Below are 20,093 nucleotides of genomic sequence, written 5' to 3'. Positions count from 1 at the left end.
AACTCGTGTTTTAGTTTCTTGAACCAAAGAAATGTCCGATACGCTTATCCACGAAATGTCCGATAAAGGTTCAAAAGAAATGTCTGAAAATGAAAACCGGACAGCGTCAGAATCAACGCCTGGTTACACCTTCCAAAATGATTTTTTGGCTTTAAGCCGGGCATTCTCTTTGCCCGAAATAGATTATACCGATATTTCCCAACGCGAGCATCTAGCCGCGGCATTAAAGCGCTGGCCTTTGCTGGCCGAGCTGGCGGAACAAAAATAAGGAAGCCTGAATGGCCATTTTGGGATTACAGGGTCTGCGAGGCGGCACTGGAACGACGTCTCTGACTGCCGCACTTGGCTGGGCATTACAGTCTCTGGGCGAGACGGTCATCATTATCGATGCGTGCCCGGATAACATGCTGCGCTACTTTTTCAATGATAACATTGCGAATCGCGATGGCTGGGTGCGTGCGCTTTTAGACGGCAAAGATTGGCGTGATGCCGGGCTGCGGTATACCTCTCAGGTCGATTTTCTCCCGTTTGGTCAGCTTTCTGTAACAGAACGTTTAAACGTACAGGTTTTGGCGCCGGCACTAAATCAGGCTGTGGACATTGTGCAGGCCCTCGATCAAAAGCGTCCGAACCATTGGGTGCTTATCGATTTACCCCATGATGTTCAGCCGTGGATGCAGCCGCTGATTGAAGCCTGCAACCATATGCTGACGGTGGTGAATCCGGATGCGAATGCGCATATCCGTTTGCATCAGCAGGTTCTGCCGAAACACGGTCATATCCTGATCAACGACTTACGCATTGGCAGCCATATTCAGGACGATATTTATCGAGTTTGGTTACAGAGCCAGCCTCGTATGCTGCCGGTGGTTATCCACCGTGATGAATCCGTGGCTGAGTGTCTGGCAGCCAAGCAACCGCTCGGCGAATACCGAAGCGATTCTTTAGCGGCAGAAGAAGTGGTCACGCTTGCGAACTGGTGTCTGATGCATTACGCCGGGATCCGTCCGGGCATGGAGCAGTGCTCATGATACGTCTTACCGCCCTCTTGCTGGCACCGGAAGCGGGGGCGCGTCTGCGTGCGCGGTATATGGATTATCGTCGCCACAAAGCGTCATGGCTGGGTGCCACCATGGGTTGCATCTGGGTTGCCCTTGCATGGCTGTTTATCCCACTTGAACACCCACGCTGGCAGCGTATCCGCGCCAACTACAATGAACTGTACCCGCATATCAACGCGCACCGTCCGCGTCCGCTCGATCCTGTCCGCTATGTTCTGCAAAGCCTGTGGCTGGTGTTGACGCTTCCTGTCGCGGAGAAAAAGAGCTTCAACTGGAAAGGGCTGAAAGCCATGTCCGGCGCGCGCGGTCGTTACCATAAGTGGATGGACGATCTGCCTGAAAGAATGAGCACCAAAACGGCGCATCTGGACCACAAAAAAGAGCTGACTCACGTTCACCCGAAAGTGCGAAAATTCATTCTCGGCACCGTGGTGTTCTGTTCGTTACTGCTGGCGCTGATCTGCGTCACGCAGCCGTTTAACCCGATTTCGCAGTTTATCTTCCTGTTGCTGCTGTGGGGCATTGCGCTGATTGTTCGCCGGATGCCAGGGCGTTTCTCCGCGCTGATGCTGGTGGTGCTGTCGCTTACGGTATCCTGTCGTTATATCTGGTGGCGCTATACCTCAACGCTGAACTGGAATGACCCGGTGAGCCTGGTCTGCGGCCTGACGCTGCTGTTTGCGGAAACCTACGCCTGGGTCGTACTGGTGCTCGGTTACTTCCAGGTCATTTGGCCGCTTAACCGCCAGCCGGTGCCACTGCCGAAAGACATGGCCCTGTGGCCGTCTGTCGACATCTTTGTCCCGACCTACAACGAAGACCTGAGCGTAGTGAAAAACACCGTCTATGCGTCGTTGGGTATCGACTGGCCGAAAGACAAGCTCAAAATCTGGATTCTGGATGATGGCGGTCGCGATGAGTTCCGCCAGTTCGCCAAAGATGTCGGTGTGGAGTATGTCGCGCGTACCACGCATGAACATGCGAAAGCGGGCAACATCAACAACGCACTGAAGCTGGCGAAAGGGGATTTGGTCTCTATCTTCGACTGTGACCACGTGCCGACGCGCTCCTTCCTGCAAATGACGGTGGGCTGGTTCCTTAAAGATAAAAAGCTCGGCGTGATGCAGACCCCGCACCACTTCTTCTCTCCCGATCCGTTCGAACGTAACCTCGGTCGTTTCCGTAAGACCCCGAACGAAGGCACGCTGTTCTACGGCCTGGTGCAGGACGGGAACGATATGTGGGATGCGACGTTCTTCTGTGGTTCCTGTGCGGTCATCCGCCGTGGACCGCTGGATGAAGTGGGTGGGATTGCCGTCGAAACGGTGACAGAAGATGCGCACACCTCGCTGCGTCTGCACCGTCGGGGCTACACATCGGCCTACATGCGTATACCGCAGGCGGCAGGTCTGGCAACGGAAAGCCTGTCAGCGCACATCGGCCAGCGTATTCGCTGGGCGCGCGGGATGGTGCAAATTTTCCGTATGGATAACCCGCTGTTTGGTAAAGGGCTGAAGTGGTCGCAGCGTATCTGTTATGCCAACGCCATGCTGCACTTCTTATCCGGCGTACCGCGTCTTATCTTCCTGACGGCACCGCTGGCGTTCCTGCTGCTGCACGCTTATATCATTTACGCGCCGGCGCTGATGATTGCGCTGTTCGTTCTGCCGCATATGATTCACGCCAGCCTGACCAACTCGAAAATTCAGGGCAAATATCGCCACTCCTTCTGGAGTGAAATTTACGAAACCGTTCTGGCCTGGTATATCGCTCCGCCAACCATCGTGGCGCTGATTAACCCGAAAATCGGGACCTTCAACGTGACGGCGAAAGGCGGCCTGGTGAAAGAAGAGTACGTCGACTGGGTGATTTCCCGTCCGTACTTATACCTGGTTATCCTGAACCTGGTGGGGATCGCCGTCGGTATCTGGCGTCACTTCACCGGTCCGGCGAATGAAGTCCTGACCGTGTGGGTCAGTATCGTGTGGGTGTTCTACAACCTGATTATTCTGGGCGGGGCCGTGGCAGTCTCTGTTGAAAGTAAACAGGTGCGCCGTTCCCACCGCGTCGAGATGAAAATGCCTGCGGCGATTGCCCGCGAAGATGGGCACCTGTTCTCCTGTACGCTGCACGACTTCTCTGACGGCGGCGTAGGGCTGAAAATCAACGGGGATGGACAGGTTCTGGAAGGTCAAAAGGTCAATTTGCTGCTCAAACGGGGTCAGCAAGAATTTGCCTTCCCGATGCTGGTTACCCGCGTAATGGGCAGCGAAGTGGGTCTGCAACTGCTGCCGATGCCGACTCGCCAGCACATTGATTTTGTTCAGTGTACCTTTGCTCGCGCTGATACCTGGGCGCTGTGGCAAGACAGCTTCCCGGAAGATAAACCGCTGGAAAGTATGCTGGACATTTTAAAACTGGGGTTCCGTGGCTATCGCCACCTCGCGGAGTTCGCGCCGCCTTCGGTGAAATTTATTTTCCGATCGCTTCTCTCACTGGTTGCCTGGATTGTCTCCTTTATACCGCGTCGCCCTGAGCGCAACGTGGGTGAGATTCTCCCTGAACCGGCAATGGCTCAACAATGATGACTATACGATGAAAAGAAAACTTTCCTGGATGTGCGCAGCGGCTGTGGGCATGAGCGCTTTTATTCCACAGATAACTTACTCAGAAACCACGGCACCTACGCCTGCACCGGAGCAGGGGGCACCTACCGTCACCGAAGCCGTGCCCGCAGCACCTGGTGATACGGGAACGACGGATGCGGCCTCGGTTCCGACAACGGCTGCGCCGGGCATGGTTGACCCAACGGTCACGGATCCTGCGGCAGTGAATGCTGCTGAAGGGACGACGCCCGAGGTGGTTGAACAATCACCGTCCCGCGACGTGAAACTTAGTTTTGCGCAGATCGCCCCCGCGCCGGGCAGCATCGAACTGAAAGGCTCAAACCCGACCGGTGCGGTGCAGTTTGGTACACGCAGTGATGAAATCGTATCCAAAGCCACGCTGAATCTGGTGTATACGCCATCGCCTGCGCTGCTGCCGGTTCAGTCGCAGCTGAAGGTTTATCTTAATGATGAGCTGATGGGTGTTCTGCCGGTTACAAAAGAACAGTTGGGCAAAAAAGTGATGGCGCAGGTGCCGGTTGACCCGCTGTACATCACCGATTTGAACAATGTGCGTCTGGAATTTGTCGGTCACTACCGTGACGTCTGTGAAAACACCGCCAGCACCACCCTGTGGCTGGATGTGGCGCGTAATACGTCGCTGGATATGACCCTGCAACGGCTGAACGTCAAAAACGATCTGTCGCACTTCCCGGTGCCGTTCTTTGACGCCCGTGACAACCGGCCCCTGAATCTGCCGATGGTGTTCGCCTCGACACCGGATATCGCCGAACAGAAAGCGGCGGCCATTGTGGCATCCTGGTTCGGTTCGCGCGCTGGCTGGCGTGGACAGACCTTCCCGGTCCTGTATAACGACGTGCCGGACAAGAATGCTATCGTGTTCGCCACCAATGATAAGCGCCCGGATTTCCTGCGCGACTACCCGCTGGTGCAGACCCCGACCATCAAGATGATCGACAACCCGAATGACCCGTATACGAAAATGCTGGTGATCTTCGGGCGCGATGACAAAGATCTGCTGTTGGCGGCACAAGGCATTGCCGCTGGTAGCATCTTGTTCCGTGGTGACACCGTGACCGTGGATGACGTGAAATCTCTGCTGGCGCGTAAGCCATACGATGCGCCGAACTGGGTCAATACCTACCGTCCGGTGACGTTTGGCGAGCTGAAAACGTACGATCAGCAGCTGCAGTCCACCGGTCTTGAGCCTGCCTCGATTAACCTGTCGCTGAACTTACCGCCGGATTTGTATCTGCTGCGCAGCAACGGCATCGATATGAATATGAAGTATCGCTATACCCAGCCGGCTATCAAAGACAGCTCGCGGATGGACATCAACCTCAACAACCAGTTCCTGCAATCGTACAGTCTGAACAGCACCCAGGATACCAACAGCCTGCTGATGCGCCTGCCGATTGTTCAGGGCCTGATTGATGGCAAAGATCAGGTGTCTATCCCGGCGCTGCGTCTGGGAGCGACCAACCAGCTGCGTTTTGACTTCCAGTATACCAACCCGATGCCGGGCGGTACCGTTGAGAACTGCGTCACCTTCCAGCCTATCAAGAACAATGTGGTGATTGGTGACGATTCGACGATTGATTTCTCCAACTACTATCATTTCCTGGCGATGCCGGACTTGCGCGCATTTGCTAATGCGGGCTTCCCGTTTAGCCGGATGGCGGATCTCTCTGATACGCTGGTGGTGATGCCGAAAGAACCGACGCAGAACCAGATCAGCACGCTGCTGGATTCCGTGGCGACCATCGGTGGGCAGGTCGGGCTGACCGGCGCTAACCTGAATCTGACCAACGATCCGAGCGAGATGCAAAAGCAGGATGCTGACATCCTGCTGATCGGCGCGATCCCGCAGAAGCTGAAAGATGACCAGCATATCGATCTGCTGGTGGATGCGACCAAGAGTTGGGTGAAAACCCCGGTGCGTCATAATGAACTGGCATCGGTGCAGCTGGATGACAATGAACGTCAGCCGGTAGCGCAGGCGAACATCGGCTCTAAAGGCCCGATGGCGGCGATCATCGGCTTCCAGTCTCCGTATCACGATCAACGCAGTGTTATTGCCCTGATGGCGGATAGCGCGCGTGGCTCTGAACTGCTGAACCAGGCACTGAACGACAGCGGTAAGCGTGCGGTGATGTTTGGTTCCGTCTCGGTTATCCGTGAGTCTGGCGTCAACAGCCTGCGCGTGGGTGACGTGTATTACGTTGGCCATTTGCCATGGTACGAGCGCGTGTGGTTCGCTCTTTCTACCCACCCGATTCTGCTGTCAATCCTGGCGGCACTGAGCGTGGTTCTGTTGGCATGGGTGTTGTGGCGTCTGCTGCGCATCATTAGCCGCCGCCGTCTGGATCCGGATGATGAGTAAACGATGATGAAAGGTATACGCCAGGGTTGCCTGGCGCTACTGACGCTGGTCACGATGCAGGCCTCAGCCGCCTGCACGTGGCCTGCGTGGGAGCAGTTCAAAAAAGACTATATCAGCGACGGCGGTCGAGTTATCGACGCGAGCGACGCCCGTAAAATTACGACCTCCGAAGGGCAGAGCTACGCGCTGTTCTTCGCGCTGGCGGCCAATGACCGTGCGGCGTTTGCGCAGTTGTTCCACTGGACGCAGGACAACCTGGCCGCGGGTGACATAAAAGCGCAACTGCCAGGCTGGCTATGGGGCAAGAAAGAGGACAACAACTGGGGCGTGCTCGACACCAACTCCGCGTCTGATGCCGATGTCTGGATTGCCTGGTCACTGCTGGAAGCCGGGCGTTTGTGGAAAATGCCGGAGTACAGCGACGCGGGTAAAGCGCTGTTATCGAAGATTTCTGCTGACGAAGTGGTGAAAGTGCCGGGGCTTGGCTCCATGCTGCTACCAGGTAAAGTTGGCTTTGTCGACGATAAAGGCTGGCGCCTCAATCCGAGTTATCTCCCGCCGCAATTAGCGAGCTACTTCGTGCGTTTTGGCGCGCCGTGGAATGCGGTGCAAGCAACCAACCTGCGAATGTTGCTGGAAACAGCACCGAAGGGCTATTCGCCAAACTGGGTGCGGTTCGACAAGAAAAAAGGCTGGCAGCTTAAGCAGGATAAATCGCTGCTGGGCAGCTATGACGCCATCCGTGTTTATATGTGGACCGGCATGCTGAACAACGCCGATCCGCATAAAGCCCGCCTGCTGGCGAAGTTTAAGCCCATGGCCACCCAAACTGAAAAGACGGGTTTACCGCCAGAAAAAATCGATATTGCCACCGGGAAAGTGGACGGTAATGGGCCAGTGGGATTCTCCGCGACGCTGTTACCGTTCTTGCAAAATCGTGATGCACAGGCCGTTCAGCGCCAGCGCGTCGCCGATAACTTCCCAGGCAACGATGCGTATTACAGCTATGTTCTGACTCTGTTCGGGCAAGGATGGGATCAACACCGTTTCCGGTTTACTGCTCGCGGTGAACTTTTACCAGACTGGGGCCAGGAATGCGCAAATTCTCACTAAGCTTACTCAGCCTCTCGCTAGGGATGACGCTACTCCCTTTAGCGCATGCTGCGCCCACCGCCGCGCAGCAACAATTATTGAACCAGGTACGCCTCGGGGAATCCGCGAAGCGTGACGATTTGGTTCGCCAGTCGCTGTACCGCCTTGAACTGATTGCCCCGGACGATCCGCAGGTGATTGCCGCCCGTATGCGTTATCTGCTGCGTCAGGGCGATACCGACGGCGCGCAGAAACAGCTCGACCGCATGAAAAACCTGGCACCGGATTCCGATGCCTTTAAAGCCTCGCAAAGTGAAATGCAGCTCTCTACGGGCAAAGGCCGTCAGGCGTTGCAGGAAGCGCGTTTGCAGGTGACCACCGGCCACATCCAGGAAGGCCTCAAGCAGTATGACGCGCTGTTCAACGGCACGCCGCCGGATGGCGAGTTAGCGGTGGAATACTGGACGGCGGTCGCAAAACTGCCGGACCGTCATAAAGAGGCGATGGGCAAACTCCAGTCGCTGAACGCCAAGAACCCGGGCAACGTCCAGCTGCAAACCACCTTTGCCAAATTGTTGTTTGACGATAACCGCAGCGCGGAAGGTTATGCGGTGCTGGAACAAATGGCGAAATCCAATGCCGGGCGCGGGACTGCCCAGCAAATGTGGTACGACCAAATTAAAGATCAGCCGGTCAACGAAGACAGCGTGAAAAATCTTCAGCGCTTCCTGGCCGTATTCACCACCGGTGAGTTGTCTGATGAAGCGCGTACAAAACTGGCTGACAACCAGACTAAGCTGGCCGATCCGGCGTTCCGCGCGCAAGCGGAACAGCAGGCAAAAGAAGCTGAAATCGCCAAAGTTGAAGACAGTAAGCCGGGGACCTGGGAGATTGTCTGGCCGTTGATCCGTAAAGGCGATGCGTCCCTGAAAGCCAAAAATCTCGATCAGGCCGCACGTTTTTACCAGCAGGCACAGCGTGTGGATAACACCAACAGCTATGCGGTGCTGGGCCTGGGCGACGTGGCTATCGCCCGCAACGACACCGCCGCCGCGGAGCGTTATTACCAGCAGGCACTGCGTCTGGACAAAGGCAACAGCAACGCCGTGCGCGGGCTGGCCAATATTTATCGGGCGCAGTCGCCGGAGAAAGCGACGGCGTTCATTAATACCCTGTCGGCCAGTCAGCGCCGCAGTATTGATGATATCGAACGCAGCCTGACCAACGATCGTCTGTCAAAGCAGGCTGAAATGCTTGAAAATCAGGGCCGTTGGGCGCAGGCCGCAGAAGTTCAGCGTCGCCGACTGGCGCTCGATCCGGACAGCGTGTGGGTCACTTATCGTCTGGCGAAGGATCTCTCCAGCGCCGGGCAGCGCGGTGAAGCTGACAATTTGATGCAGAATCTGGCTCGCAAAAAATCGGGCGATCCGGAGCAGGTTTACGCCTATGGCCTGTACCTTTCCGGCAACGGCCAGGATATGGCGGCACTCTCGCACATCAATACGCTGCCGAAAAGCCAGTGGAATGACAATATTCAGGAATTGTCGGATCGTCTGCAGTTCGATCAGATGATGCAGAAAGCGAACCTGTTGCGCGATAACGGTCATGAAGATCAGGCGATTGCTTTGCTGAAACAGCAAACGCCGTCGACGCGTATTCATTTGACGTTGGCCGACTGGGCGCAGCAGCGCGGTGATACCGGCACGGCTATCACCGAATACAACACCGCGCTGGCGAAAGAAGCCGACAATAACGATGCGCGTTTGGGTCTGGCGGAAGTGTACGCCGCAGATGGCAACGAATCCGCCGCCCGCGAACAGATTAAGAAGCTGAAAGCGCCTGCTGCAGGCGAAGCGCCGTCGCTCAATACGCAACGTCGTATCGCGTTGGTGGATTCTTCCCTCGGCGACACCGCTCAGGCACAGCAGATTTTCAACACCATCGTGCCGCAGGCAAAAGCGCAGCCTGCATCAATGGAAACTGCGTTGGTTCTGCGTGATAACTCGCGTTTCCAGGTGCAGAACGGCGATCCACAGCAGGCGCTGGACAGCTACAAAGATGCGATGGTGGCGGCAGGCATTACGCCGACCCGTCCGCAGGATAACGACAGCTTTACCCGCCTGACCCGTAACGATGAAAAAGACGACTGGCTGAAACGTGGGGTACGCAGCGATGCGGCTGACCTTTACCGTCAGCAGGACGTCAACGTCACTCTGGAACACAACTTCTGGGGTTCCAGCGGCACCGGTGGTTATTCCGACCTCAAAGCGCACACCACCATGCTTCAGGTGGACGCGCCGTTGGCCGACGGGCGGATGTTCTTCCGCAGTGATTACGTCAACATGGACGCAGGGAAATTCTCAAGCGACAGCGACGGTGGCTATTCGCCGAAGTGGGGCACCTGCGCCGAGCAAACCTGTTACGGCGGCGATAAGAGCCAAAGCGATAGGGGGGCCAGCGTTGCCGTCGGCTGGCGCAACGATACCTGGAATGTGGATATCGGCACCACGCCGATGGGCTTCAACGTCGTGGATGTGGTCGGCGGCCTGAGCTACAGCAACAGTATTGGCTCGGTCGGGTATACGGTTGAAGGCCACCGTCGTCCGATTTCCAGCTCCCTGCTGGCGTTTGGCGGGCAGAAAGACCCGAACACCGGCACCACCTGGGGCGGTGTTCGCGCCGACGGGGGCGGTATCAGCCTGAGTTATGACAAAGGCGACGCCAACGGCGTGTGGGCCTCTTTGAGCGCAGACTCACTGACCGGTAAAAACGTCGATGACAACTGGCGCGCGCGTTGGATGGCCGGGTATTACTATAAGCTTATCAATGAGAACAACCGCCGGGTGACCGTGGGCCTGAACAACATGGTCTGGCACTACGACAAAGATCTCAGCGGCTATACGCTTGGACAGGGCGGCTACTACAGCCCGCAACAGTACCTGTCGTTCGCGGTGCCGGTGAACTGGCGTCAGCGCACGGATAACTGGTCCTGGGAGCTGGGCGGCTCGGTCTCGTGGTCACACTCCAAGAACAACAACCAGGCGCGTTATCCGAAACAGGACCTGCTGCCGGCTAACTATCCGAATGCGGACTACATCGACGAAGGCAGCAGCAGCAGCGGCTTCGGTTACACCGCGCATGCGCTTATCGAACGCCGTGTCAGTTCGAACTGGTATGTCGGGGCCTCAATTGATATTCAGCAGGCGAAGGATTACACCCCGAGCCATGCGCTGCTGTACGTTCGTTACTCCGCCGCAGGCTGGCAGGGTGACATGGATCTGCCTCCTCAGCCTCTGGTTCCATACGCAGACTGGTAACAGATTCGGCCTAAATGCGTTTTCTGCCATCCCGATGAGCAGACTCTTAGCGTATAATGTGCCGAAAATCACGTAATGCCGGGTTAAATTATGCTATCCGGCATTACGTGATACGCCCAAGGGCGTGGTTTTTCTCTGGGGAGAGTTCCTTTGCGCGTTAGCCGCTCACTCACAATTAAACAAATGGCCATGGTGGCAGTCGTCACCATGGTGTTTGTGTTCGTCTTTTGTTCCATTTTGATGTTCCATTTTACGCAGCAAAACCGTTTTGCCACCGCCACTCAGCTTGAAAGCGTGGCCCGTGCCGTGCGTGAACCGCTGTCGGCGGCCATTCTGAAAGGGGATATTCCGGAAGCCGAAACTATTCTCAGGCGTATTCAGCCTGCCGGGATCGTCAGCCGGGCCGATGTGGTGCTGCCCAATCAGTTCCAGGCGCTGCGCATGCGTTTTATCGAAGAGCGCCCGGTGCCCGTGATGATCACCCGGATGTTTGAGCTGCCGGTGCAGATTTCATTGCCTGTTTATTCCATGGAGCGCCCGGCTAATCCTCAGCCTTTGGCCTATCTGGTGCTGCAATCGGATTCATATCGCACCTACAAGTTCATCATGAGCACCCTCGCGACATTAGTGACTGCTTACTTACTTTTGGTGCTCATCCTGACGGTGGCGATAACCTGGAGTATCAACCGACTGATTGTGCGCCCACTGCGCGCCTTGGCCCGCGAGTTAAACGATATTGCGCCACAGGACCGGGTGGGCCATCAGTTTGCGCTGCCGCGCCTGCATCATGACGATGAAATCGGCATGCTGGTGCGCAATTACAACCGCAATCAGCAACTCATCCTGCGTCAGCATGATGAGCTGTGCAGCCACTCCACGCGTTTCCCGGTCTCAGACCTGCCAAACAAGGCGTTTTTACTGGCGCTGCTGGAACAAACCGTGGCGCACAAGAAAACCACCGCGCTGATGGTCGTGGCCTGCGAAACCCTGCAGGATACCGCTGGCGTACTGCAGGAGAGCCAGCGCGAAATGCTGCTGCTGACCCTGGCGGAAAAACTCAAATCGGTGATTTCACCGCGCATGGTGCTGGCTCAGGTCAGCGCCTATGACTTTGCTATTCTGGCGCACGGCGTGAAAGAGCCGTGGCATGCAATCACATTAGGTCAGCAGGTACTCACTATCATTAATGAGCGACTGCCTTTGCAGGGTATTCAGCTGCGTCCAAGCGCCAGCATCGGGATAGCGATGTTCCACGGTGACCTGAGCGGTGAACAGCTTTACCGTCGGGCGGTGTCAGCGGCCTTTACCGCGCGCCGAAAAGGCAAAAATCAGATTGAGTTCTTCGACCCCGAGCAGATGGAAAAAGCGCAGCAGCGGCTGAGCGAAGAGAGCGGCATTCTTTCTGCCCTCGATAATCATCAGTTTGCGGTGTGGCTCCAGCCTCAAATTCACATTGCCAGTGGTAAAGTGTGCAGCGCGGAAGTGCTGCTGCGTATGCGTCAGCCTGACGGCAGCTGGGATTTGCCGGGCGACCTTATCGAGCGCATCGAATCTTGTGGCCTGATAATCACCGTCGGCTATTGGGTGCTTGAAGAAGCCTGTCGCCAGCTGGCGGCGTGGCAGAGTCGGGGTATTATGCTGCCGCTGTCGGTGAACCTGTCGGCCCTGCAGTTGCTGCATCACGACATGGTGGCGGATATGCTGGAACTGCTCAACCGCTACCGTATCGCACCCGGCACGCTGGTGCTGGAAGTGACGGAAAGCCGCCGCATTGACGACCCGAAAGCGGCTGTCGCCATCCTGCGCCCGCTGCGTAACGCCGGGGTGCAGGTTGCGCTGGATGATTTCGGCATGGGCTACGCCGGTCTGCGCCAGTTACAGCACATGAAATCACTGCCGTTGGATGTGCTCAAAATAGACAAAATCTTCGTGGATACGCTGCCGGAAGATACCAGCATGATATCGGCGATTATCCAGTTGGCTCGCAGTCTGAACCTGAGCATTGTTGCGGAAGGCGTGGAAACTCAGGCGCAGTTTGACTGGCTGAAATCTGCCGGGGTGGATATCGCGCAGGGCTTCCTGTTTGACCGCGCGGTACCGCCGGACATTTTCGAACAGGACTATCTCTCGGCCCAGACTGACGATGTAAGCGCGTAAATAATCACGCGCTTGCGCGAGCCAGCTCAAATTTTTTAACATTTACCCCATGAAATGTTTCTGCGTTGTTTGTCGGATGTTATTTTAAAGCCGCGGGCGAATAAAAACCTTACTCAGCCTGTGGTTTTATCTTAAGGACATCCTATGAAAACTTCTCTGTTTAAAAGCCTCTATTTCCAGGTACTCACCGCTATCGCCGTGGGTATTTTACTCGGCCACTTCTATCCAGAACTGGGCGCGCAAATGAAACCGCTTGGCGATGCCTTCGTTAAGCTTATCAAAATGGTGATTGCTCCCGTTATCTTCTGTACCGTCGTGACCGGTATTGCAGGGATGGAAAGCATGAAAGCCGTGGGCCGTACCGGCGCGGTGGCACTGCTCTATTTTGAAGTGGTCAGCACTCTGGCGCTGATTATTGGCCTGGTGATTGTCAACCTGGTGCAGCCGGGTGCGGGGATGAACGTAGACCCGGCGACGCTCGATGCGCATGCGGTAGCAGTGTACGCCGAGCAGGCGAAAGATCAGGGCGTGGTTGGCTTCCTGCTGGATATCATCCCGTCCAGCGTCATCGGCGCGTTTGCCAGCGGGAACATCCTGCAAGTGCTGCTGTTCGCGGTGATGTTTGGCTTTGCCCTGCATCGTCTGGGCCACAAAGGCCAGCTGATTTTCAACGTGATTGAAAGCTTCTCGCAGGTCATCTTCGGCATCATCAACATGATCATGCGCCTGGCACCGATTGGTGCATTCGGGGCGATGGCGTTCACCATCGGCAAATACGGCGTGGGCACGCTGGTGCAGCTGGGGCAGCTGATTATCTGCTTCTATATCACCTGTATTCTGTTCGTGGTGGTGGTGCTCGGTTCTATCGCCAGGGCGACCGGTTTCAGCATCTTCAAGTTCATCCGCTACATTCGTGAAGAGTTGCTGATCGTACTTGGCACGTCATCGTCTGAATCCGCACTGCCGCGAATGCTCGATAAAATGGAAAAGCTCGGCTGCCGTAAATCGGTGGTGGGGCTGGTGATCCCAACCGGGTATTCGTTCAACCTCGATGGCACGTCGATTTACCTGACGATGGCGGCGGTGTTTATCGCTCAGGCGACCAACAGCCACATGGATATTTTCCATCAAATTACGCTGCTGGTGGTGTTGTTGCTCTCTTCAAAAGGCGCGGCGGGCGTGACGGGCAGCGGGTTTATCGTGCTGGCGGCGACCATTTCTGCGGTCGGTCATTTGCCGGTTGCCGGTCTGGCGCTGATTCTGGGTATCGACCGCTTTATGTCTGAAGCGCGTGCGCTGACGAACCTGGTGGGCAACGGCGTGGCGACTATCGTGGTGGCGAAGTGGGTGAAAGAACTCGACCCGCAGAAACTGGACGATACGCTCAATAACCGCGCGCCCCGTGATAAGGCTCAAGAAATTTCCTCATAATCCCGCGACTTATCCCTGTTATCTGCCCGTAGTCGCTTGATGGACTACGGGCTCCTGCGCATAATTGACCATATTTTTCGTTGAGCGTGTGACATTTCAAAAAATGCACGGTCTAAACGACGTAATTAACTCATAAAAACGACCATGAGTTGTCTTTGTTACTCATAATGTTGTGGTGCAACCAACGCACATGCAGCTCGACGTATGATGAGTAAATAACCAGGATTGTTGATTCAGGGGCTTAAATGCAGGGCACAAAAATTCGACTCATAGCGAGCGGAATGCTGATGGTGGCAACCGCGGGCTATGCGCAAGCAGAAGCGCTCCAGCCGGACCCGGCATGGCAACAGGGAACACTGGCTAACGGATTTCAATGGCAGGTACTGGCCACCCCGCAGCGCCCGAGCGACAGGGTAGAAATCCGCCTTCAGGTCAATATTGGTTCTCTGAGCGAAAGCACGCAGCAGGCGGGCTTCAGCCACTTTATTCCACGTCTGGCGCTCTCGCAGAGCGGCAGTCTACCGACGATGCAGGCCCGTTCCCTGTGGCAGCAAGGCATCGACCCTCAGCATCCAATGCCACCCGCCATTGTCTCCTACGATTACACCCTTTTCAGCCTGAGCTTGCCGAACAACCGCAACGACCTGCTGAAAGAGGCGCTGACCTGGCTGTCTGATTCCAGCGGCAAACTCAATATCACCCCGGAAGCCGTGAATCACGCGCTCGGTGGCGAAGATATGGTCATGACCTGGCCTCAGGACCCAAAAGAGGGCTGGTGGCGTTATCGCCTGAAAGGGTCGACCATGCTGGGCCACGATCCGGCTGAACCGCTGAAACAGCCGATTGATACCGGACAGCTGAAAAGCTTCTACCAGAAGTGGTATACCCCGGATGCGATGACCCTGATTGTGGTCGGCAACGTGGATAACCGCAGCGTGGGCGAGCAAATCAATAAAATCTTCGGCGGCCTGAAAGGCAAACGCGATACCCCGGCGGCTGTGCCGACGTTGGCGCCGCTTCCGGCAACCCCGGTCAGCATTATGACCGACGCGGTGCCGCAGGACAGACTCTCTATCATGTGGGACACGCCGTGGGCACCGATTCGTGAGTCCGCCGCGTTGCAGCGCTACTGGCGTGCTGACCTGGCGCGTGAAGCGCTGTTCTGGCATGTGCAGCAGATCCTGAGCAAAAGTAATGTCAAAGATATCGGTATTGGCTTCGATTGCCGGGTGCTGTATCTGCGCGGCCAGTGCGCCATCAACGTGGATTCACCGAATGACAAACTGAATGCTAATCTCGGCCTGGTGGCCAAAGAGCTGGCGAAAGTCCGCGCAGAGGGTCTGACCCAGGAAGAGTTTAATGCGTTGATTGCGCAGAAAAACCTCGAACTACAGAAGCTGTTTGCGACCTATGCGCGCACCGATACCAATCTGCTGATCAGCCAGCGTATGCGTGCGCTGCAAAATCAGGTAGTGGATATCGCGCCGGAGCAGTATCAGAAACTACGTCAGGAATTCCTGAGTTCTCTGACCGTGGAGGGTCTGAATCAGGAGCTGCGCCAGCAGCTGTCACAGGATATGGCGTTGATTCTCCAGCAGCCGAAAGGCGAGCCGGAATACAACATGAAGGATTTGCAGGAAACGTGGAACAAACTGATGGCGCCAGCGGCCTCATCGGCACCCGCGGCCACTGACGATCGCCAGGACGTCACGGATATTCCACCGGGTCAGTAAAGCAGTGAAGGGGTGAGGACATTAGTCCTCACCCTCATTTATCACGCGGGCATGGCGTCGCGTGGAATGATCGCCCCGCGATACTGAATCACGGTGCTTGCGGTTAAATGCCCGCGTTGTGCCGCAGCTTGCGTATCTCCGCCAGTCAAACGTACTGCCAGATAACCCGCACTAAACGAATCACCCGCAGCGGTGGTATCCACCACGTTCTCTTTCGGTAATTTCACCGCAGGCACATCCACCACGCCTTCTTCTGCCAGTGACACCAGGCAAGAATCTGCCCCGCGCTTGATAACCACTTCATGCACACCGGCGGCGTGCGTACGGGCCATCACGTCTTCGACCGGCTTTTCGCCCCACAGCGCGTCTTCATCATCCAGCGTCAGGAACGCGATGTCGGTGCAGCCCAACATCTGCTGATACACCTGCTGTGTTTCTTCGCGGCTGGCCCACAGGCGCTGGCGATAGTTGTTATCGAAAATCACTTTCCCACCGTTCGCACGGCATTCATGCAGCAGTGAGAACAGCTTCTCACGGCTTGCCGGGCTCAGGATAGCGAGGCTAATACCGCTCAAATAGAGGTAGTCAAAGGTCGCCAGCTCTTCGCAAATCGCCGCTGCCTGCTCGCTCTCAAGCCAGAATTTAGCCGCTGCTTCGTTGCGCCAATAGTAGAACGTACGCTCGCCGGTCTCATCTGTTTCGATGTAATACAGACCAGGCATCCGGTTTTCCATGCGCTGAATCAGGCGAGTATCGACGTGCTCACTCTGCCAGGCGTCGAGCATTTGCTGGCTGAAACTGTCTGTACCGAGGGCGGTGATATAGCTCACCTGCAAATCCGCAGGTGCAACCTGGCGAGCGATGTACACGGAGGTATTCAGCGTATCGCCGCCAAAACCACGGTTTACCGCAGAGCCTTTCTCTGACAGCTCAATCATGCATTCGCCAATGACGGCAATTTTTTTAGACATAGTCGTCAGCCTTCCCGAAATCAAAAAATTACTGTTAGTTTGCGCTGAGGGGGGTAGCGGGTCAACTATATTAAAACAACGTTCCATTATTTTTTTGAACTGGCGCGGATTCTCCTTTGATCCAGGATGCACAGAAACACAAAATGCCAGCCGTTGAACATAAAGTTCTCACTTTCAGCGCCGATAACCCAATGACGAGTTGCGACAGATTCCCTCATTAACAGGACAGCTGAGATGAAGTTAAAGCAGGTTATCCAGCGGCTAAGCATTCCCGATGCAGGCATTGAAGGCCTACAGGAGCGGCGCTATTGGCTGGAGTGTGAGCGTGCTTATACTTACCAGCCGATCTATAAAACCGATGGTTACCTGATGGCAGTCGAAGTGCTGACCGTGGTGACGCACCCGGAGCACCCTACACAGCGTATTGCTCCTGACCGTTATTTTGCGGAGGTGGCGGTGCGCCAGCGAATCGATGTCATCAAAGAACAATTGGCGGCACTCACGGCGAAGCGCGCGTTCTTCGCTGGCAACGGGATATTGGCCTCGGTAAACGTTGATGGCCCGACGCTGATGGCGATGCGTCAGGACCCAGTATTGATGGCGCAAATAGAAGATATTCCCTGGCTGCGTTTCGAGCTGGTGGAGCACATTCGTCTGCCGCAGGATTCCTCTTTTGCGTCGCTGTGCGAATTTGGTCCGCTGTGGCTTGATGATTTCGGTACCGGGATGGCAAACTTTTCGGCGTTGAGTGAAGTGCGCTACGACTACATCAAAGTGGCCCGCGACCTGTTCATCATGCTGCGTAAGACCCCGGAAGGGCGTAATCTTTTTGAACTGCTCATTCAGCTGATGAATCGTTATTGCAAGGGCGTGATCGTCGAAGGCGTTGAGACGCTGGAAGAGTGGCGTGACGTCCAGCAATCCCCGGCCCATGCGGCTCAGGGCTACTTCTTATCACGTCCGGTGCCGATGTCTACCCTCGAAGAAGTGATGCTCAATCTGGCCTGATCGGCAATCTTTTCTCTCAGCCTCAACGATACCCGTCATACTTCAAGCTGCAGCTGCGTTGGCTGCACTCTCTCACCCCAGTCACTTACTCAAGTAAGCTCCTGGGGATTGGTGAGAAACATCCTTGTTTCTCACCGGAGGCCAGCCTTTGGCTGGTCAAATTCGTTCCAGACGAATTTGTCGTTCTTTTGCCGCCTTCCTGCAGCTCGAATTATTTTGGGTATATATTTATAAAAGGTGAGGCAAAACAGGAGCGTTTACGGCATGACTAAAACCAGCAAAGTCATCACGATTTCTTTTGCGACGCTTGTGGTGCTTTTCGTCGTACTGCTGATCGTTATTGCAAATTTCGACTGGAATCGATTCAAGCCAACCATCAATAAAAAAGTCACGGCCGAACTGAACCGGCCGTTCGCCATTCGCGGCGATCTCGGTGTAGCCTGGGAACGCCAACCCAGCGAAACCGGTTGGCGAGGCTGGGTGCCCTGGCCGCACGTGCACGCCGATGACATTATTCTTGGCAATCCGCCGGACATTCCTGAAATCACGATGGTACACCTGCCGCGCGTGGAAGCCACGCTGGCTCCGCTGTGGCTGCTGACCAAAACTGTGTACCTGCCGTGGATCAAGCTGGATCAGCCGGATGCGCGCCTCATTCGCCTCTCGGAAAAAACCAATAACTGGACCTTCAATCTGGCGTCTGCCGATGGCACGCAAAAAAATGCGCAGCCGTCCGCGTGGTCATTCCGCCTCGATAACGTGCTGTTCGATCGCGGGCGAATCAAAGTGGACGATAAGATCAGTAAGGCCGATATCGAGATCTTCGTTGATCCGCTGGGCAAGCCGCTGCCGTTCAGCGAAGTGACGGGAGATAAGGGCAAAAGCGACGGGCCGAAGCCGGGGGATTATGTGTTTGGCCTGAAGGCGCAAGGGCGCTACAACGGCCAGCCGCTCACCGGGACCGGGAAAATTGGCGGTATGCTGGCGCTGCGTAGCGAAGGCACGCCGTTCCCGGTGCAGGCCGATTTCCACTCCGGCAACACGCGGGTAGCGTTTAGCGGCACGGTGAACGACCCGTTGAAAATGGGCGGCGTGGATTTAAAGCTAAAGTTTTCCGGCGATTCACTCGGCCAGCTGTATGACCTCACCGGCGTTCTGTTACCGGACACGCCGCCGTTTGAAACGGACGGGCATCTGGTGGCGAAAATCGACACCGAAAAAGGCTCGGTCTTTGACTATCGCAACTTTAACGGGCGCATCGGCGACAGCGACATTCACGGCACGCTGAAATACAGCATGATCAAACCGCGTCCGAAACTGGAAGGCGACATGGAGTCGAAACAGCTGCGGCTGGCGGATTTAGGGCCGCTGATTGGCGTCGATTCCGGCAAGGGCACCAAAACCAAAGAGGTACAAAAGGATATTCAGCCTTCCGGAAAAGTGCTGCCGCATGAGCGTTTCGAAACCGATAAATGGGACGTGATGGACGCCGATGTGCGCTTCAAAGGCGGGCATATCGAGCACGGCAGCACGCTGCCGCTGAATAATCTCAGCACCCATGTGATCCTCGAACGCGGCGACCTGCGTCTGGAGCCGCTGAAATTTGGCATGGCCAACGGCACCATCAACGCCAATATTCACCTTGCCGGGAATAAAAAGCCAATGCAGGGCGAAGCGGATATTCAGGCCAGAAGGCTGCGGCTCAAAGAGCTGATGCCGAACGTCGAACTGATGCAAAAAACGCTGGGTGAACTGAACGGCGACGCCAAATTCCGCGGCACGGGGAATTCAGTTGCCGCCCTGCTCGGCTCGAGCGACGGCAACCTGAAACTGCTGATGAACGACGGGGTGGTCAGCCGCAACCTGATGGAAATTCTTGGCCTCAACGTGGGGAATTTTATCGTCGGGCAGATTTTCGGTGATGACGAAGTGCGGGTGAATTGCGCGGCGGCCAACGTCAATATCAGTAACGGTGTGGCACGTCCGCAGATCCTCGCCTTTGATACTGAAAACGCACTGATTAACGTGACGGGTACGGCGAGTTTCGCCTCTGAACAGCTGGATTTAACTATCGATCCGGAAAGTAAGGGGATCCGTATTATTACCCTGCGCTCACCGCTTTATGTGCGCGGCACCTTCAAGAACCCGGATTACGGCGTGAAGCCAGGGCCGTTGATTGTACGCGGCGCGGTGGCGGCAGCGCTGGCGACGTTGGTGACACCTGCGGCCGCGCTTCTGGCGTTAATTTCGCCGTCGGAAGGTGATGCGAATCAGTGTCATGTGATTTTGTCGCAAATGCGCAAGTAATTAACG

Annotated in this window: 12 protein-coding genes; 11 read left to right on the top strand and 1 reads right to left on the bottom strand. The window is 55.9% G+C overall.

Annotation, left to right across the window (positions count from 1 at the left end):
* Positions 1-79 precede the first annotated feature (79 nt).
* The 9 genes from bcsR to MUU47_RS14025 all read left to right on the top strand — a co-directional run bounded on the left by bcsR (position 80) and on the right by MUU47_RS14025 (position 15,801).
* The gene (gene bcsR, locus MUU47_RS14065; protein WP_159769776.1) at positions 80-268 is read left to right on the top strand and encodes a cellulose biosynthesis protein BcsR; all 189 of its coding nucleotides are present in this window, start codon (positions 80-82) and stop codon (positions 266-268) included.
* Positions 269-278: 10 nt separating this feature from the next.
* Positions 279-1,031, top strand: a complete 753-nt coding sequence (bcsQ, locus tag MUU47_RS14060; protein WP_258988786.1) for a cellulose biosynthesis protein BcsQ — start codon at positions 279-281, stop codon at positions 1,029-1,031.
* Positions 1,028-3,646: a UDP-forming cellulose synthase catalytic subunit gene (gene bcsA / locus MUU47_RS14055; protein WP_258988785.1), complete on the top strand. Its 2,619-nt coding sequence runs from the start codon at positions 1,028-1,030 to the stop codon at positions 3,644-3,646. The genes bcsQ and bcsA overlap by 4 nt, the downstream gene beginning before the upstream one ends.
* 10 nt (positions 3,647-3,656) lie before the next feature.
* Complete coding sequence (gene bcsB / locus MUU47_RS14050; RefSeq protein WP_258988784.1) at positions 3,657-6,071, top strand: cellulose biosynthesis cyclic di-GMP-binding regulatory protein BcsB; 2,415 nt, start codon at positions 3,657-3,659, stop codon at positions 6,069-6,071.
* 6 nt (positions 6,072-6,077) lie between these two features.
* Positions 6,078-7,184, top strand: a complete 1,107-nt coding sequence (gene bcsZ / locus MUU47_RS14045) for a cellulose synthase complex periplasmic endoglucanase BcsZ (protein ID WP_258988975.1) — start codon at positions 6,078-6,080, stop codon at positions 7,182-7,184.
* Positions 7,166-10,480, top strand: coding sequence for a cellulose synthase complex outer membrane protein BcsC (bcsC, locus tag MUU47_RS14040; RefSeq protein WP_258988783.1), 3,315 nt, complete (start codon positions 7,166-7,168; stop codon positions 10,478-10,480). Before bcsZ ends, bcsC begins: the two co-directional genes overlap by 19 nt.
* Before the next feature lie 150 nt (positions 10,481-10,630).
* Complete coding sequence (gene hmsP, locus MUU47_RS14035; RefSeq protein WP_258988781.1) at positions 10,631-12,637, top strand: biofilm formation regulator HmsP; 2,007 nt, start codon at positions 10,631-10,633, stop codon at positions 12,635-12,637.
* A 144-nt stretch (positions 12,638-12,781) separates the two neighbouring features.
* Positions 12,782-14,068 carry a dicarboxylate/amino acid:cation symporter gene (locus MUU47_RS14030; protein ID WP_159769304.1) on the top strand — a complete coding sequence of 429 codons (1,287 nt, stop codon included), beginning with the start codon at positions 12,782-12,784 and terminating at the stop codon, positions 14,066-14,068.
* A gap of 245 nt (positions 14,069-14,313) precedes the next feature.
* Positions 14,314-15,801, top strand: a complete 1,488-nt coding sequence (locus tag MUU47_RS14025) for a M16 family metallopeptidase (protein ID WP_258988780.1) — start codon at positions 14,314-14,316, stop codon at positions 15,799-15,801.
* Positions 15,802-15,842: 41 nt separating this feature from the next.
* Here MUU47_RS14025 and kdgK read toward each other — a convergent pair whose 3' ends face one another.
* On the bottom strand, positions 15,843-16,772 hold the full coding sequence (kdgK, locus tag MUU47_RS14020; protein WP_258988779.1) for a 2-dehydro-3-deoxygluconokinase: 930 nt from the start codon (positions 16,770-16,772) through the stop codon (positions 15,843-15,845).
* Between the two features lie 234 nt (positions 16,773-17,006).
* Here kdgK and pdeH point away from each other — a divergent pair, with 234 nt between their 5' ends.
* Positions 17,007-17,780 (top strand): cyclic-guanylate-specific phosphodiesterase, encoded by a 774-nt coding sequence (gene pdeH, locus MUU47_RS14015; RefSeq protein ID WP_258988778.1) that lies wholly within the window; start codon positions 17,007-17,009, stop codon positions 17,778-17,780.
* A gap of 264 nt (positions 17,781-18,044) precedes the next feature.
* Entirely contained in the window at positions 18,045-20,087 is a 2,043-nt protein-coding gene (locus MUU47_RS14010) for an AsmA family protein (RefSeq protein WP_258988777.1), read from the top strand.
* The last annotated feature ends 6 nt before the right edge of the window (positions 20,088-20,093 follow it).

This window comes from Scandinavium hiltneri, assembly GCF_024764835.1.
Taxonomy (GTDB): domain Bacteria; phylum Pseudomonadota; class Gammaproteobacteria; order Enterobacterales; family Enterobacteriaceae; genus Scandinavium; species Scandinavium hiltneri.
The sequence above is the reverse complement of the archived record's forward strand: the minus strand, read 5'-3'. Positions and strand labels throughout refer to the sequence as shown.